This window comes from Pseudomonas alkylphenolica, from assembly GCF_016009175.1.
In the GTDB taxonomy this organism is placed as follows: Bacteria; Pseudomonadota; Gammaproteobacteria; order Pseudomonadales; family Pseudomonadaceae; genus Aquipseudomonas; species Aquipseudomonas alkylphenolica_B.
Map to the genome: position 1 here is coordinate 239,535 of NZ_JADUCM010000001.1, position 14,593 is coordinate 254,127.

Genomic DNA, 14,593 nt, shown 5'->3' on the forward strand with positions numbered 1-14,593 from the left:
GGCCCGTTGCGAGAGCGCTCGCAGCGGGCAGGGATCCCGCTGGTAGCGCGATCAGTGAATGGCAACCGGATTGATGTTTACTTGAGTGGAGCCAACATACAGCGGCTGGCCGAGCACGAACAGGAACTCCCAAACCTTGTCGTGCACCAATGCACGGCTGTCGATCAGCTCGAGGTTGTAGATACCGCGCTTGGCCAGCATGTACTGGTTGACCGGGAATTCGTCCTTGCCTTGCGGGCTCGGATAAACCTCGGAAGCCCAGGTGTCACCGCCGAAGGCGACGATGCCCTGATCGGCCAGCCACTGCGCTGCTTCCATGCCGATACCGGGTTCCACGTCCAGAAACTGCTTATTGTCCTTACCGATCAATTCCAGCCAGCCGGTGTTGAACAGCACCACATCGCCCTTGCGCAGGGTGATGCCTTGCTTTTTCAACACCGCCTGGATGTCGGCCACGCTGAACTCGGTGCCACCGGGCACGATGGCCTGGTTGTAGTAGGCGGTCATGTCCAGCACAACGCCACGGGTCACCATCGGCGGCACTTTCTCTACGCCGAGCTTGGTGACGCCATCGACCGTCACAAAGTCGGCCGCCTTGTTGCCGTTGTAATACACGTTGTCGATGCCGATATGGCCAATCCCGTTGAGTTGGGTGCCAACACCGGTCCAGGCATTCACCAGTTCATCGTTGAAGGTGAACTTGTTCGGCCCCAGCGACTTGCCGGCCTGCTGCCCGACCTGCACGTTGTACAAGCGGAAACTGCGATGGCGGTATGCTGGAAGACTCTTGTCCACGGGCACAGCCAAGGGGTATGTCTTGCCCGTCTTGACCAGAGCGACCGCCTGTTTCACCACATCCGGGGTCAACAGATTGGCAGCGCCGATCTCATCGTTCGGACCATAGGCAGACGGGTACCAGTCAGCTGCGCTGGCAGCCTGCATGGTAAGCGGTAGCAGGGCCGCCAGGGCGAGCGTTGAAAAGGATTTCATCATGTATCTCCAGTATTACAACGAACAAATAACGTGCTCAGGCTTGAACGGGCTGGGCCGTGGGTGCGCGCCGATCCAGCCGGCCAGTCAACAGGCGGGCTACGCCAAGTGCATAAAGACTGACCAGTAAGCCCGCGGAAGGTAGTGAAACACTCAGGTCTGCAGCGATGGTCGGGATGAGGCCGACGACAACGAATTCAGTAGTACCGATGGCGAAGGCCGCCAAGGTAAGGGCGAGGGGTGCAAGGGGCATGATGCGATCCAGTGGGGTAAGCAATGGTTCGCAGTGTGCGGGGCTTACACATGCAGATTAAGCCTTGAAATAGCCAAACTTATTTGCGTTGAGGTCAAGAATGGCAATTTGCGGGGGCCCTGCCTGCGCGGGCTTCAGGTGATGAAGCGCGCAGGCATCTTGGCCTGGTCAGGCAGTGCCCTTGGCCTGCTGTTCCAGGTGCAGTTGCAATGTCGGGTCGATTTGCAGTGCGCCGGCCAGTTCGTCAAGGTAAGCCCGCTCGGCGTCCTGCTGGTCATCCACCAGCATCACGCTGGCCAGGTACATTTCCGCGGCCATGGCCGGGTCCTGGGCCGACTGCGCCACCTCGGCCGCATCGAGGGGCTTGCTGACCTCCTCATCCAGCCATTGCTGCAGCTGCGGGTCGTCGGTTTGACGTTTGATTTCAGCGTAGATCAACTGTTCTTCCTGCTTGTCGATGCGCCCGTCAGCCTTGGCTGCCGCAATCAGCGCGCGCAAGATGGCGTGGCTGTGATCCTCGGCCTCGGGGCCGGACAATTGATCGACTGTACGTACTGCCTGTTGCGGGGCTGCCGCCTGGCTGCGCTGCCAGCTTTGATAGGCCTGGAACGCCATCATGCCCAACGACGCCAGGGCGGCGTAGTTGGTGCCACCCCCGGAGCGCCCCTGGGTATAGCCGCCAGCGCTGGCGCCACCACCACCGCCACCCAACAGGCCGCCCAGTAAACCACCCAGGCCACCACTGCCACCCGCTGCACCGCCGCCGCCCAGCAGCCCGCCGAGCAAACCGCCCAGGCCGTCTTGCGATGACATGCCGCTGCTCCCTTGTTGCGCTTGCGAGCCTTGCCCGGCCCGAAGTAATTGTTCGAGTAGATCACTGGTGTTCATGGCGCCTCCCTCGGTCGGTAGTCGTTGCCCAGACAAGCAACGATAGCCCCCTCAAGGCGATCTGCCATGACCGTCTGGCCGACGGGAAACCCGGGGCTTACTGCGCAGGTCAGGTTTGTGTGAGCATATCCACCCTGTGCCCCCTGTCCGATGCCCACTGAGAGGCTGTATGTCGATTTTCAACAAAAGAACCCTGACGCTGACCCTGGCCGTTGTCGGCCTGTTGGGGCTGTCGAATCTGCATGCCGCCAGCAAACCCGCCACTAAGCCGAAACCTGAAGTTCAGGTCGCAGTGCTCGGCGGCAAGTTCAGCTTCAAGCTGCCGGCAGGCTTCGAGGCCAGCCCGTTGAGCGCCGATGAACAGAGCAGCGAAGGCGCCGACGCTGTGGGCACCCTGTATGCCAATGCGCAGGAAAAGCGCGTGGTCATGGTGATCGAGAAACCGCTCCCCGAAGCGTCGCGCCCGGGTGACAACGACGATGCCTTCCTCGACGGCGCCGTCACTGGCTTCGTCGACCGCCAGAGCGCCGGGCTACCGGACTTTCGCCAAACCGGCGAATTGCGCCTTAGCCGCAATGGCCTGGGTGTGCGACAGGTCGACAGCACAGCAACCCTGGGTGGCGGCAAAACCTTGAACAGCACCTTTATCGCAGGCTCCGGCGATCGCATGGCCGTCATCCAGGTCATCTCCCGTAGCGACGACGCCAGCGGTCATGCGGCGCTGGTCAGGCGAATCGCGGGTGAGTCCTCGACGCCGATGTCGGAGCCGACGAAAAAAGCACGGTAGACAGCATGCAAGCCGCTATGGCTTGCAACGCCTTGGCAATGTCCGGCATTTACTTCTTTTGGGGGATCGCCCTCGATCAGCTTCACCTCAATGCCCGCAGGCTTGCCCCGAACTGCTCCATGCCGACACAATCGTCGCCACGATGATCAGTACCGCCCCCAGCACCATTCGCAACGACGGCTGCTCACCGAACAGCCACCAGGCGCAGGCGATCGCATACACCGGCTCCAGCGCGATGATCATCCCAGCACTACGGGCCTCCAGGCCTTCCAGGCTCTTGACGAACAGGTACTGTGACAGCCCGGTGCACACCACCCCGAGCACGCCCAGGTAAACCCAGTCGTTCACCGTCAGCCCCTGCACCGCGAAGTGCGACACGGCAAACGGTGCCACCAGCACAGCCACGATCAGGTTCTGCCAGAAGGCTACCCGAATCGCATCCATGCCCCGCGCTGCACGGCGGTTGGCGATGGCGAGCAGGGCGAACGACAGGCCCGAGGCCAAGCCCCAGAGCAGACCGACCGTGCCCTGGTCGAGCAGGTCGAACGATGGCACCACCAGCACCAGACCTAGAGTCACCAGCATCAGCAACAGGCCTTCGCCAGCCTTGATCCGCGCGCGGAACACCAGCAAGTCGATGACCGCGATGAACGCCGGAAAGCTGGCGAAACCCAGGGTGGCGACGGCGATGCCGCCCACTTTGATGGCAATGAAGAAGGTCACCCAGTGCGACGCCAGCAGCGTCCCGGTCAGGCCCATCAGCCCGAACTCGCGCAAGCGCAAGCCGGTGAAGAGTGAACGTCCCTGCAACTGGGCGACGAGGCCCAGGGCGATAAAGGCGAAGGCCGCACGGCCGAAGGTGATCACTGTGGCGTCGGCATGGATCAGCACACCGAGGATCCCGGTGAGGCCGAACAGCACCGCAGCGATATGGGCATTGATCAAGGCATTGCGATGGACGAGCGTAGACGCCGTCCCGGTTTGTGTGGCGAACATGGCAGTTTCCGGATATCCGTAGAAATCAGTGTTTGGATAGGTGTGGCTGCCGAGGATTCGGCCGCCGAAAGCGCCGCAGCGTTGTTGTGCTCATCGAGCCTTGCTGCTTATTCGCCGTAAAACAGGTTGGCCCCCGCTTGCGTGGAGCGGGGGCCGGTTTCGGTGCCGAACGCCGTCAGAACAGCACCTGTTCATGCAGCCTACGCAGCGTTGATCCAGATGGTCTTCAGCTCCGTGTACTGGTCATGGGCCCAGATGGACTTGTCGCGCCCACCGAACCCGGACTCTTTATAGCCACCGAACGGCGTCGAGGCATCGCCCTCGCCGAAGCAGTTCACCGTCACCACTCCCGCGCGGATCTCCCGCGACAGGCGCAGGGCGTTGCGCAGGCTACCGGTATAAGCGGACGCCGCCAGGCCGTAAATGGTGTCGTTGGCCAGTTCGATGGCCTCGTCAATCGTCGAGAAACTGGTCACGCTCAGTACCGGTCCGAAGATCTCCTCGACGAACAGGCGGCTGTCGCGGGTCACACCGTCGATGATGGTCGGCTGCACGAATACGCCCGATTCGGTCTCGCCACCCTGGACGACGCTGAGCTTCTGCTCGGCGGCATACTCCAGGTAGGCGCGTACCTTGTCGAAATGCGCCTTGCTGACCATGGCACCCAGACGGTTCTGCGGGTCGAGTGGGTCGCCCAGCTTCCAGTCCTTCAGGTGCTTTTCGATCAGTACCAGCAGCTCGTCCTTAACGTCCTTGTGGACGATCAGGCGCGAGGACGCCGAGCAGTTCTCGCCCATGTTCCAGAACGCGCCAGCGGTGACGAACTGGGCGACTTCGTCCAGGTCTTCGCAATCGTTCATCACCACGGCCGGGTTTTTGCCACCCAGTTCCAGTACCACGCGCTTGAGGTTGGATTCGGCAGCGTATTTGAGGAACAGCCGCCCGGTGTCAGTTGAGCCGGTGAAGCTGACCATGGCGATGTCCATGTGCCGGCCAATGGCTTCACCGGCTTCGCGACCGCCCCCGGGCACGATATTGAACACCCCCGGCGGAATGCCGGCCTGGTGCGCCAGCTCCACCACGCGCAAGGCGCTGAGGGTGGTTTCCTTGGCCGGCTTGACCACGATCGAGCCGCCGGCGGCCAGCGACGGTGCGATTTTCCAGGCGAGCATCAGCAGCGGGAAGTTCCACGGCAGTACCAGGCCGACCACGCCGATGGCTTCGCGTACCACCATGGTCACCGCCGCCGCACCGGGCGGCGCGGTACTGTCGTAGATCTTGTCGATCAATTCGGCGTGCCAGCGAATGGTGTGGATGGTCTCCGGCACGTCGACGTTCTGGCATTCGCTGACCGGCTTGCCGCTGTCCAGGCTTTCCAGCACGGCCAGCTCATGGGCGTTTACTTCCAGCAGGCGGGCGAAGTCCAGCAGGATGTGCTTGCGCTCACCCGGCGACAACCTGGCCCAGCGGCCGCCCTCAAAGGCTTGCTTGGCAGCGGCCACGGCCAGGTCGACATCCTGCACGTCGCAGGCGGCGACTTCTGCCAGCTGCTCGCCAGTGGCGGGGTTGGTGGTGACGAAGGTACGGCCCGAAATGGCATCGCGAAACTCGCCGTCGATGAATGCCCGGGTGCGCAACTCGAGCTTCGAGGCCAGCGCTGCGTACTGTTCCTTGCTGAGCAATTCGGCCATGTCAGGCTTCTCCAGTGATCTGCGCGATAGTGCGCTTGAGGGTGGCGACCACGTCCTTCAGTGCTTCTTTCTCTGCGCCATCCAGGCCTTGCAACGGGGCGCGTACACCGCCGGTGCGCAGGCCCTGCAGCTCGCTGCCGTACTTGATTGACTGGACGAACTTGCCGCCTTCGAGGAAATCCATCAGTGGCATCATCGCTGCCATGATCCGGCGGCCCTTGGCGAAGTCTTTCTCCAGCACGCAGGCTTCATAAAGCGCCACGTGCTCGCGCGGGATGAAGTTGGAGCCGGCACATACCCAGCTTTGTGCGCCCCAGGCGAAGAACTCCAGGGCCTGGTCATCCCAGCCGCAGGACAGGGCGATGTTCGGCCGCTGGATAGCCAGGCGGTGCAGCTGGGCCATGTCACCGGAGCTTTCCTTGATGGCAACGATGTTCTTCACGTCGGCGACCGCGTCGAAGAATTCTTCGCCCATGCTTACGCCCATGCGGCCCGGGTAGTTGTAGAGCATGATCGGCAGGTCGGCGGCCCGGTCCACAGCCTTCACGTGGATCGCGATCTCTTGCTGGGTCGGCAGCGCGTAGGGCGGGGTGCCCACGAGCAGCGCATCGGCCTTGATTTCACGGGCGTGGCTGGCGAACGCCACCGCGTCTTCGGTGCGGATGCCACCGGTGCCGATGATCAGCGGCAAGCGGCCGTTCAATACGTCCTTGGCCTGGGCGGCCAGTTCGATGCGCTCCTGGGCGGTGTGGGCATAGTACTCGCCGGTAGAGCCGCCAATGATGACGCCATGGATCTTTGACTCGACGAGGAAGTCCAGGACGTTGGCGAAGGCCGCCTTGTCGATGGAGCCGTCAGCGGCCAGGGGAGTGATTGCCGGGGTGTAGATGCCTTCGAATTTCACGGTTGATTCTCCAGTGCAACGGTCAATTGGGGTTGGTTCAGATTCAGCTTCAGCCCAGCGAAGCGGCTTGCTGCAGGTTCAGCGAACGGGTTTCCGGGGCCAGTGCCCAGGCGAAGGCCAGGCCGACGAAGGTCACGACGGCGGCAGCCAGCATGGTGTTGGCAATGCCCAGCGACTCCAGCGACATCGGCACCAGCCAGGTGCCCACGGCCGCACCGATGCGCGACAGCGACGTGCCGACGCCGACGGCCTGGGCGCGGATTTCGGTGGGGAACAGTTCGTTCGGGTAGACCAGTTGCAGCACCTGGGCGCCGCCAATGAACAGCGCGTAGGCGCCGAACAGCACCAGGATCAGCAGCGGTGCACTGTCGTGGAAGGCGCCCAGGCCGAGCAGGGCCAGGCCGGAGAACAGGAAGCTGTAGATCAGCATGCTGCGCCGGCCCATGCTGTTGATCAGGCGGGTGGCAATGACACAGCCGATGACGAACAACAGGGTGATCGCCACCGAGCCGAACGAAGCCCATTCGCCATTGAGGTTCAGCGCCTGCAGTACCTTCGGTGCGAAGGCGTACACGGCGAACACCGGGATCACCGAGCAGCTCCAGAACATGGTCACGAACAGCATCCGCTTGCCGTAGCCGGAATGCAGCAGGTTCCACACCGAGACCTTCTGCTCCTTGGGCTGTTCAGGCAGGTTGGCCAGCGAGAAGTCTGCGCCGTACACCTGCTTGATGATCTGCTCGGCTTCGGCGCTGCGGCCCTTGCTCAACAACCAGCGTGGCGACTCGGGCGTGCCCAGGCGCACGATGAACAGGGCAACACCGATCAGCGCGGAGCTGGCCAGCACCAGGCGCCAGCCATTTTCGCCACCGACGTTAAGGATGAAATTGCCGAGCACGTAGGCGAACGCGGCACCCGCGAACCACATGATCGTCAGCATCGCCAGGCGCGGGCCGCGGTATTTCTTCGGCAGGAACTCCACCAGCAGGGACGTCGCCACCGGGTATTCGATGCCCACTGCGATACCGATCAGAAAGCGCAGCAGGAACAGCGCCACGGCCGATTCCACCCAGTACTGCGCCACCGACGACAACACAAACAGGGCAGGGCCGATGAAAAACACCCGCTTGCGCCCCAGGCGCCCGGTGAGCCAGCCGCCGAGGAAGCCGCCGAAGAAGATGCCGATCAGCGCCGAGGCGGCGATCATGCCCTGCCAGAAGCCGCTCAGGCCCAGGGCATTGGTCATGTAAATGAGCGATACGCCGATGATGCTCAGCACATAGCCGTCGACGAACGAGCCGCCCGCCGAGCGCACGGTCAGAAGTTTGTGGAAGCTGTTGAGCGGTACGTCTTCGATGGAGCGATTATTTATTGTCATGGTAACTCCGCTTCTTCGTGGATCTTGTTTTTAGCTTTCCTTGCCGGCCCGGTATTGCCCCCACGCCAGGTTCAGGTTCACCCCCATGGAGAGGAATGGCTGTGGCGGGTTGCTGTTGGGGCCGGGGGAATCCAGCAGGAAATCAATCAGCGTGTTGCGCTCGCCGGCCAGCCAGTCGGCCAGCAGCTTGCCGGTGGCGGTGCCGCGGGTTACGCCCAGGCCGTTGCAGCACAGTGCGCCGTAGACGTTGCGCGCCAGCTGGCCGAACTGGCTGGTGTGGTTGCGCGACAGGGCCAGCGAGCCGCCCCAGGTGTAGTCGAAAGTGACTTCTGGCAGCATCGGGAAGCGCTGGGCGAAAGAGGCCCGGTGGCGGCTCGCAAAGCGCTCCAGGTACTTGGCGTTGCTGCGCCCGTCGGGGTTGAAGCTGAAGCTGTTGCGGATCAACAGGCGCTGGTCCGGCGTGCGCCGCACCGTGGTGCCGAACGGGTCGGCCGGAATCACGCCCCAGTAGGGTTTGCCGCCCAGGCGCGCCTGCTCCTCGCGGGTCAGCTTCCGGGTCAGGCTGGCGTAGGTGAAGATCGGCAGCATGCGGCCTTGGAGGAAGCCGAAGCTCATGCCGAAGGCGTTGTTGGCCAGGATCAGCTTATTGGCGGTGATGCTGCCGCTTGCGTGTGTCAGGCGCACCTTGTCGCCGTACTCCACGTCGAGGATCGGCGTGTTCTCGCATAGCCGGACGTTCGCCGGCAGGCTGTCGGCCAGGCCCTTGACCAGCGCGGCCGGCTGCACCAGGGCAGTGCCCGGGGTGAACAGCGCCTGGCGGTAGAAGGCGGTGCCGATATGCCCCGGCAGGTCCTGCTCCTCGATCATTTCCCAAGGCTGGCCGAGCTTGTCCAGGCCACGGCGGTAGGCGTCGAGTACGGCGATGCCGCGTGGTTCGATGGCCGCCTGGTACTTGCCGCAGTGCTTGAACTGGCAGTCGATGTCGAACTGGCTGACCAGTTCCTTGAGCGACGATTGCCCGGTGAGATTGAGCTGCATCGACTTCTTGGCAATCTCGATATCACCGATGTAGTCCTCGGCACCAATGTCGTGGGGCAGGTCGATGGCAAAGCCGGCGTTGCGCCCGGAGGTGCCGAAGCCCACCTCCTGGGCCTCCACCAGCAGGATCTGCTCATCGGGGAAATGCAGTGCCAGCTGGCGGGCAGCGGCAAGGCCGGTGAAGCCGGCTCCGACGATGCACCAGCGAACCTCGCTGTGTCCGCTGTGCCGCGGCGTGGGCGTGCGCGGCGGGCTGAGGTGATACCAACCGCAGGTGCGGTCATCGGCAGGTAAAGACGTGATTTTTGTCATTGTTAACGGCTCGACTTCAGTACCGGTTTGAAGGGCACGGCCCGGTGGATATGCTCCGCTCCAAGGCTGTGTCTACAATTCGTCTACTGAATATATTGCTCGATATACAATATGTCTATCGGCATTTCGACGAGCGGCGTCGTGCTGTTTTCAACGATGTCAATAAGCGACTTCGGTATGTCAAAAGACGACGTTTTTGTGGACTGAAAGCTGCTAGTTATCTAAATAAATCGTTATAAATCAATTAGATAAAATTAATTCACATTGACTTTTATCGGTATACAGTTAGAAGACAATTGCGTTGACGGTGACCGGATCTCGTGCCAGCCTCTTGAGAAACCACACTGCCAACAGGGGTGTGGCCAGGGATTCCGGTGCTTTGTGTCGGGGAAGGGATTTACTCAATAACAATAACGAAGCCCGTCTCCTGTAAAGCGGGCTTGCTCTCGATCTGCGAGCGAGGAAGCGATATGAGCATCATGCGTAAGGCGTTGTGTGCGTTGGCGGTGGTCGCGATGACGATCTTTCAGGCGCAGGCCGAAGAGAAGGTCATCAACATGGGCACGCTGTCCTGGGAAGACCTCACGCCGATCAGCGGCATCACCAAAAAGGTACTCGAAGATTCCGGCTACACCGTGAAGGTAACCTCCTTCTCCGAATGGGGCATCGCCTACGCCGCCCTGGGCAAGGGCGACATCCAGATTCTCGCCTCGCAGATCGACTACGTGGCCCAGGACTACTGGAACAAGAACAAGAACAAGCTGGAGAAGATCTCACCTGTTTCCCATGGCCTGTACCAGGCCATCGCCGTGCCCAGCTACGTACCCATCGACTCCCTCGAACAGCTCAATGAGAACGCCGACAAGTTCAACGGCAAGATCATCGGCATCGAGCCCGGCTCGGGCCTGATGAGCGAGGCGGCCGAGGCGGTGAAGCAGTATGGCCTCACGCTTGACCTGCTCGAAGGCAGCACGGCGGCCATGACCGCTGCGCTGAAGTCCGCCGTGGACCGCAAGGACTGGATCGCCGTCACCGTCTGGGAGCCGTCGTGGATGGCGCAGAAGTTCGACATCAAATTCCTCAAGGACCCCAAAGGCGTTTTCGCGCCACCGCAGGGCTACTACTGGATCGCCAGGAAGGGGTTCAGCGCCGAGAACCCCCAGGCCCGCGAAGCCATTGCCAGCGTCTACGTGCCGCTGACCGCCATCACCTCGATCAACGGCGCGGTGAAGGATGGCAAGAGCATGGACGAAGCGGTGAAGGACTGGACCGACAAGAACGCCGAGCTGCTCAAGCGTTGGGAAAACATCAAGAAGTACTGATACGCCTTTGTTAGTTGCTGCTGCCGAACTTGGATTATTCAAACAACCAGAAACTTCTGGTTCGACGGGTGCGATATGAAAACGACAAATGACACGCCTGGCGACGTCTTGGTGAGCTGCCAGTCCGTCTGGAAAGTGTTTGGCAAAAGGGCGCCGGAGGCGATGCGTGCCTACCTGGAACGTGGCCTGTCCAAGAGCCAGATCCTGCAGGACTTTGGCTGTGTGGTCGGTGTCTCCGACGTCAGCATGGAACTGCGGCGCGGCGAGATCTTTTGCATCATGGGGCTTTCCGGAAGTGGCAAGTCCACCCTTATCCGCCTGCTCAACCGGCTGATCACCCCACTTCCGGGCACGTGCGGGTCAAGGGCCTGGACCTGGCCAGCCTCGAAGCCAAGGCCCTGCGCGAAGTGCGTGCCAAGCATATCGGCATGGTGTTCCAGAGCGTCGCCCTGTTGCCCCATCGCACGGTGCTGGAGAACGCCGCATTCGGGCTGGAAGTGCAGGGCGTGGGCAAGGCCGAACGGCACAAAGTGGCCGAGCAGGCGCTGGCCAAGGTCGGCCTGGCCGAGTGGGCAGGGCGCTACCCGGACGAGCTGTCCGGCGGCATGCAGCAGCGTGTCGGTTTGGCCCGGGCGATTACCTCAGACCCTGAGGTGATCCTGATGGACGAACCCTTCAGCGCCCTCGACCCGTTGATTCGCCGCCAGTTGCAGGACGAGTTCCGCCAGTTGACCAAGTCCCTGGGCAAGTCGGCGGTGTTCATCACCCACGACCTGGAGGAGGCGATCCGCATCGGCGACCGCATCGCGATCATGAAAGACGGGGTGATCATCCAGGAGGGCACGGCCGAAGACATCGTGCTCAACCCGAAGGACGCCTACGTGGCCGAATTCGTTGCCGGCATCTCGCGCCTGCACCTGGTGCGTGCCCATTCGATCATGACGGCGGTACACGCCTGGCGCGCGTCCCGGCCGGGGGCAGAGGCGGAAAGCCTGGCGCGGGTTGAGGCCCAGGCCGACCTGGATGAGCTGATCAACCTGATGGTCGGCTCTGGCAGCGATGCGCTGGCGGTGGTGCAGAAAGGCGCGATTGTCGGTGTGGTCACCCAGAGCGACCTGTTGCGTGGCGTGCAGGGGCAGGCCCAGGAGGTGCCGGCCGTTCACGCTGCACCGATAGGGGAGGCATCGCTATGAACGAGCCGACCTTTGCCACGCACTTCGATGAAACGGTCGACGGCGCGCTGGAGTGGGTGTCCGAACATTGCGCCGGTTTCTTCGACGGCCTGAATGCCGTGCTCACGGGCCTGTACGAGGCGGTGTTCTGGGTGCTGAAGGTGGTGCCGTACCCCGGGTTGGCGGTGCTCATCGGGCTGCTGGCCTGGCGGCTTACCGCCAGCCGCGGCTTTGCGCTCGGTGCCACCCTGGCACTGCTGCTGTGTGCCTTCATGGGGCTGTGGCAGGAGACCATCAGCACCCTGGCACTGGTGCTGACCGCGACCACCCTGGCCCTGGCGGTCGGCATTCCGCTCGGCGTCGCGGCCGGGCTGTCGCCGGCACTGAACCGCACCTTTGAACCCTTGCTGGACCTGATCCAGACGTTGCCACCGTATATCTACCTGCTGCCGGCCATCGCGCTGCTGGGCTATGGCACGGCCACTGCGCTGGTTGCCACCTTCATCGTCGCCGTGCCCCCGGTGCTGCGCCTGACGGCCCTGGGAATCAGCCGCACACCCCGGCAGTTTATCGAGCTGGGCGAGGCCAGCGGCACGAGCACGGCGCAGCTGTTTTTCAAGATCCGTGTGCCGTTCGCGTTGCCGAGCATCATGACCGGGGTCAACCAGAGCCTGATGATGGCCTTCGGCATGATGGTGATTGCCGGCATTGTCGGCTCCGGCGGGCTGGGGGAGGTGATCTACGGGGCGATCCGTACCCTGGACATCGCCCGCTCGATCAACGGCGCCATTGCCATTGTGATCCTTACCCTGATCCTCGACCGGCTGGCGCAGAGCGCAACCCGCGCCGGCAAGGAGGCGCTGCATGAATCTCACTGACCTCAAGCTGTCGCCCGGTGCCTGGCTGGCCCCGGCGGTCGACTGGCTCAACGCCAACTGGCACCCCTTGTTCGCCGTCATCAGCAAGGTCATCGAGGCCATGCTCGGCGGTGTCGAGGCGGCGCTGCTGTGGCTACCGTTCTACCTGATGATTCCGCTGGTGGCGCTACTCGCGTTCTTGGCCATCGGCGTGCGCGCCGCGCTGCTGGCGGCCTGCATGCTGGGCTTCTGCTGGCTGTCGGGGCTGTGGGTGTCGTCGATGCAGACCCTGGCGCTGGTCTCCGTCTCGGTGCTGATTTCGGTGGCCATCGCCTTTCCCCTGGGCATTCTGGCCTCGCGCATCAAGCGCCTGGAGCGGGCCCTGGGGCCGCTGATGAACGTGATGCAGACGGTGCCACCCTGGGTCTACCTGATCCCGGCGGTGATGGTGTTCAGCCTGGGTAAGGTGCCGGCAATCATCGCCACCATCGTCTACGGCATTCCGCCGATGCTCAGGCTTACCACTCTGGCCTTCAACCAGGTGCGCAAAGACCTGCTGGAGCTGGGGAGTGCCAGTGGTGCCTCGCCGGGCACCATCCTGCTGAAAATTGAACTGCCCACGGCCATGCCGACGCTGTTGGTGGGCCTGAACCAGTGCATCCTGCTGTCGCTGGCGATGGTGGTGCTGGCCGGGCTGGTGGGCGCGGGCGGTCTGGGTGCGGAGGTCACCCGCGGGCTGACCCGCATGGAAATGGGGCCGGGGCTGCGCGCGGGGCTGGCGATCGTGGCGGTGGCGTTGCTGCTTGACCGGCTGTCGCGTGGAGCATTGCAGCGCAGGCATCGCCAGCCTGAGGTGTAACTGTGTTGAGCCTGCTGGCTTCGGTTGGCAGGCGTCAGTCCCGAGCAAGAACAGCGTCGACGAGGCACGCCGTGGTCCAGAGAAGGCAATTCTGCAACACCCTGCAAGGGCGCAACCTGCGTTTCACCGGTGACAACGGGCAACCGGCGGTGTTCAGCCGGGTAGGGTTCCTGTTGCTGGAGCATTTCTCCCTGCCGGCCTTCACCCAGGCGCTGGATACCCTGGTCACCGGCAACCTGATCCTCGCCGACTCCTTCCAAACCCGCACGTTCAGCCTGGGCGGCAAGGCCGTCACCAGTGACCTGGGCCTGGTGATCTGCCCCGACGCGGCCCTCGACCCGGCGGCCCTGGCGCTGGACTTGCTGGTGGTGTGTGGCGGCCTGCGCACGGTGCTGCGCGCGGTGCCCGAACTCAACGAGGTACTCAAGGCCGCCGCCGCGCAAGGTATCGCCCTGGCCGGCCTGTGGAACGGTGCCTGGTTCCTCGGCCAGGCCGGCCTGCTCGACGGCTACCAGTGCGCCGTGCATCCCGAACATCGCGCCGCCGTGGCGGAGATCGCCAGGGAAAGCCGGGTGGTCTGCGAAAGCTTCGTCGAGGACCGCGACCGGCTCACCGCCGCCAGCCCGTCCGGCGCCCTGAGCCTGGTGCTCGGCTGGATCGAGAAACGCCATGGTCGCGGGTTGTCGGATGCCATCGTCGACATCCTGAATTTCGAGGAATCGCGCTACCGCCGTCAAAGCCCGGCCCTGCACGAAAAGGTCAGCGAGCCGTTGCGCGAAGCCATCAGCCTGATGAGTGCGAACATAGAGGAGCCCCTGAGCCTGGACCAACTCTCGCAGCTGGTCGGCCGCTCCAAGCGCCAGCTGGAGCGCCTGTTCCAGTTGCAACTGGGCGCCACGCCGGTGCGCTATTACCTGGAGCTGCGCATCACTGAAAGCCGGCGTCTGCTCCAGCACTCGGACCTGGCACTGATCGACGTGTCGGTGGCTTGCGGTTTCGTCTCGCCGAGCCACTTCAGCAAATGCTACACCTCGTTCTACGGCTACGCGCCGTCGAAGGAAATCCGCCATGGCTGCGTGAAAGCGGCCCGGCAAGCCTTGTAGACCACAAACGGGCTACCGCTCTGAAGTCTACAGATTGTAGTAT

At 63.0% G+C, this 14,593-nt stretch carries 12 protein-coding genes and 2 pseudogenes; 6 read left to right on the forward strand and 8 right to left on the reverse strand.

Translation table 11 applies throughout. The annotated features are described in order from the left end of the window. Nucleotides 1-51: 51 nt before the first annotated feature. The 3 genes and pseudogenes from I5S59_RS01165 to I5S59_RS01175 all read right to left on the reverse strand — a co-directional run bounded on the left by I5S59_RS01165 (nucleotide 52) and on the right by I5S59_RS01175 (nucleotide 2,131). Nucleotides 52-990 carry a cyclase family protein gene (locus I5S59_RS01165; protein ID WP_197875016.1) on the reverse strand — a complete coding sequence of 313 codons (939 nt, stop codon included), beginning with the start codon at nucleotides 988-990 and terminating at the stop codon, nucleotides 52-54. 67 nt (nucleotides 991-1,057) lie between these two features. After that, nucleotides 1,058-1,243: pseudogene (locus tag I5S59_RS01170) on the reverse strand (MFS sugar transporter); the annotation flags it as partial. A 168-nt stretch (nucleotides 1,244-1,411) separates the two neighbouring features. Continuing rightward, complete coding sequence (locus I5S59_RS01175; RefSeq protein ID WP_197875017.1) at nucleotides 1,412-2,131, reverse strand: tellurite resistance TerB family protein; 720 nt, start codon at nucleotides 2,129-2,131, stop codon at nucleotides 1,412-1,414. A gap of 169 nt (nucleotides 2,132-2,300) precedes the next feature. Here I5S59_RS01175 and I5S59_RS01180 point away from each other — a divergent pair, with 169 nt between their 5' ends. Next, a complete protein-coding gene (locus I5S59_RS01180; RefSeq protein WP_128323566.1) occupies nucleotides 2,301-2,918 on the forward strand; it encodes a hypothetical protein in 618 nt (205 codons plus the stop codon). 87 nt (nucleotides 2,919-3,005) lie between these two features. Here I5S59_RS01180 and I5S59_RS01185 read toward each other — a convergent pair whose 3' ends face one another. From I5S59_RS01185 to I5S59_RS01205, 5 genes are all read right to left on the reverse strand, one after another. Then, complete coding sequence (locus I5S59_RS01185) at nucleotides 3,006-3,914, reverse strand: DMT family transporter (RefSeq protein WP_197875018.1); 909 nt, start codon at nucleotides 3,912-3,914, stop codon at nucleotides 3,006-3,008. Nucleotides 3,915-4,114: 200 nt separating this feature from the next. Next, nucleotides 4,115-5,605 (reverse strand): aldehyde dehydrogenase, encoded by a 1,491-nt coding sequence (locus I5S59_RS01190; RefSeq protein ID WP_197875019.1) that lies wholly within the window; start codon nucleotides 5,603-5,605, stop codon nucleotides 4,115-4,117. A 1-nt stretch (nucleotide 5,606) separates the two neighbouring features. Beyond that, nucleotides 5,607-6,509, reverse strand: coding sequence for a dihydrodipicolinate synthase family protein (locus tag I5S59_RS01195; RefSeq protein WP_128323563.1), 903 nt, complete (start codon nucleotides 6,507-6,509; stop codon nucleotides 5,607-5,609). 49 nt (nucleotides 6,510-6,558) lie between these two features. Further along, nucleotides 6,559-7,887 carry an MFS transporter gene (locus I5S59_RS01200; RefSeq protein WP_128323562.1) on the reverse strand — a complete coding sequence of 443 codons (1,329 nt, stop codon included), beginning with the start codon at nucleotides 7,885-7,887 and terminating at the stop codon, nucleotides 6,559-6,561. Nucleotides 7,888-7,917: 30 nt separating this feature from the next. Beyond that, nucleotides 7,918-9,237 (reverse strand): NAD(P)/FAD-dependent oxidoreductase, encoded by a 1,320-nt coding sequence (locus I5S59_RS01205; RefSeq protein ID WP_128323561.1) that lies wholly within the window; start codon nucleotides 9,235-9,237, stop codon nucleotides 7,918-7,920. A 470-nt stretch (nucleotides 9,238-9,707) separates the two neighbouring features. Between I5S59_RS01205 and I5S59_RS01210 the strand changes: the two genes are divergently transcribed. The 5 genes and pseudogenes from I5S59_RS01210 to I5S59_RS01230 all read left to right on the forward strand — a co-directional run bounded on the left by I5S59_RS01210 (nucleotide 9,708) and on the right by I5S59_RS01230 (nucleotide 14,550). After that, nucleotides 9,708-10,559 carry a glycine betaine ABC transporter substrate-binding protein gene (locus I5S59_RS01210; RefSeq protein WP_128323560.1) on the forward strand — a complete coding sequence of 284 codons (852 nt, stop codon included), beginning with the start codon at nucleotides 9,708-9,710 and terminating at the stop codon, nucleotides 10,557-10,559. A 75-nt stretch (nucleotides 10,560-10,634) separates the two neighbouring features. Continuing rightward, nucleotides 10,635-11,752, forward strand: a pseudogene (locus tag I5S59_RS01215) (quaternary amine ABC transporter ATP-binding protein). Continuing rightward, entirely contained in the window at nucleotides 11,749-12,609 is an 861-nt protein-coding gene (locus tag I5S59_RS01220) for an ABC transporter permease (RefSeq protein WP_197875020.1), read from the forward strand. The pseudogene I5S59_RS01215 and the gene I5S59_RS01220 overlap by 4 nt, the downstream one beginning before the upstream one ends. Beyond that, a complete protein-coding gene (locus I5S59_RS01225; RefSeq protein WP_197875021.1) occupies nucleotides 12,596-13,447 on the forward strand; it encodes an ABC transporter permease in 852 nt (283 codons plus the stop codon). The genes I5S59_RS01220 and I5S59_RS01225 overlap by 14 nt, the downstream gene beginning before the upstream one ends. A gap of 71 nt (nucleotides 13,448-13,518) precedes the next feature. Then, nucleotides 13,519-14,550 carry a GlxA family transcriptional regulator gene (locus I5S59_RS01230; protein WP_197875022.1) on the forward strand — a complete coding sequence of 344 codons (1,032 nt, stop codon included), beginning with the start codon at nucleotides 13,519-13,521 and terminating at the stop codon, nucleotides 14,548-14,550. Nucleotides 14,551-14,593: the final 43 nt, after the last annotated feature.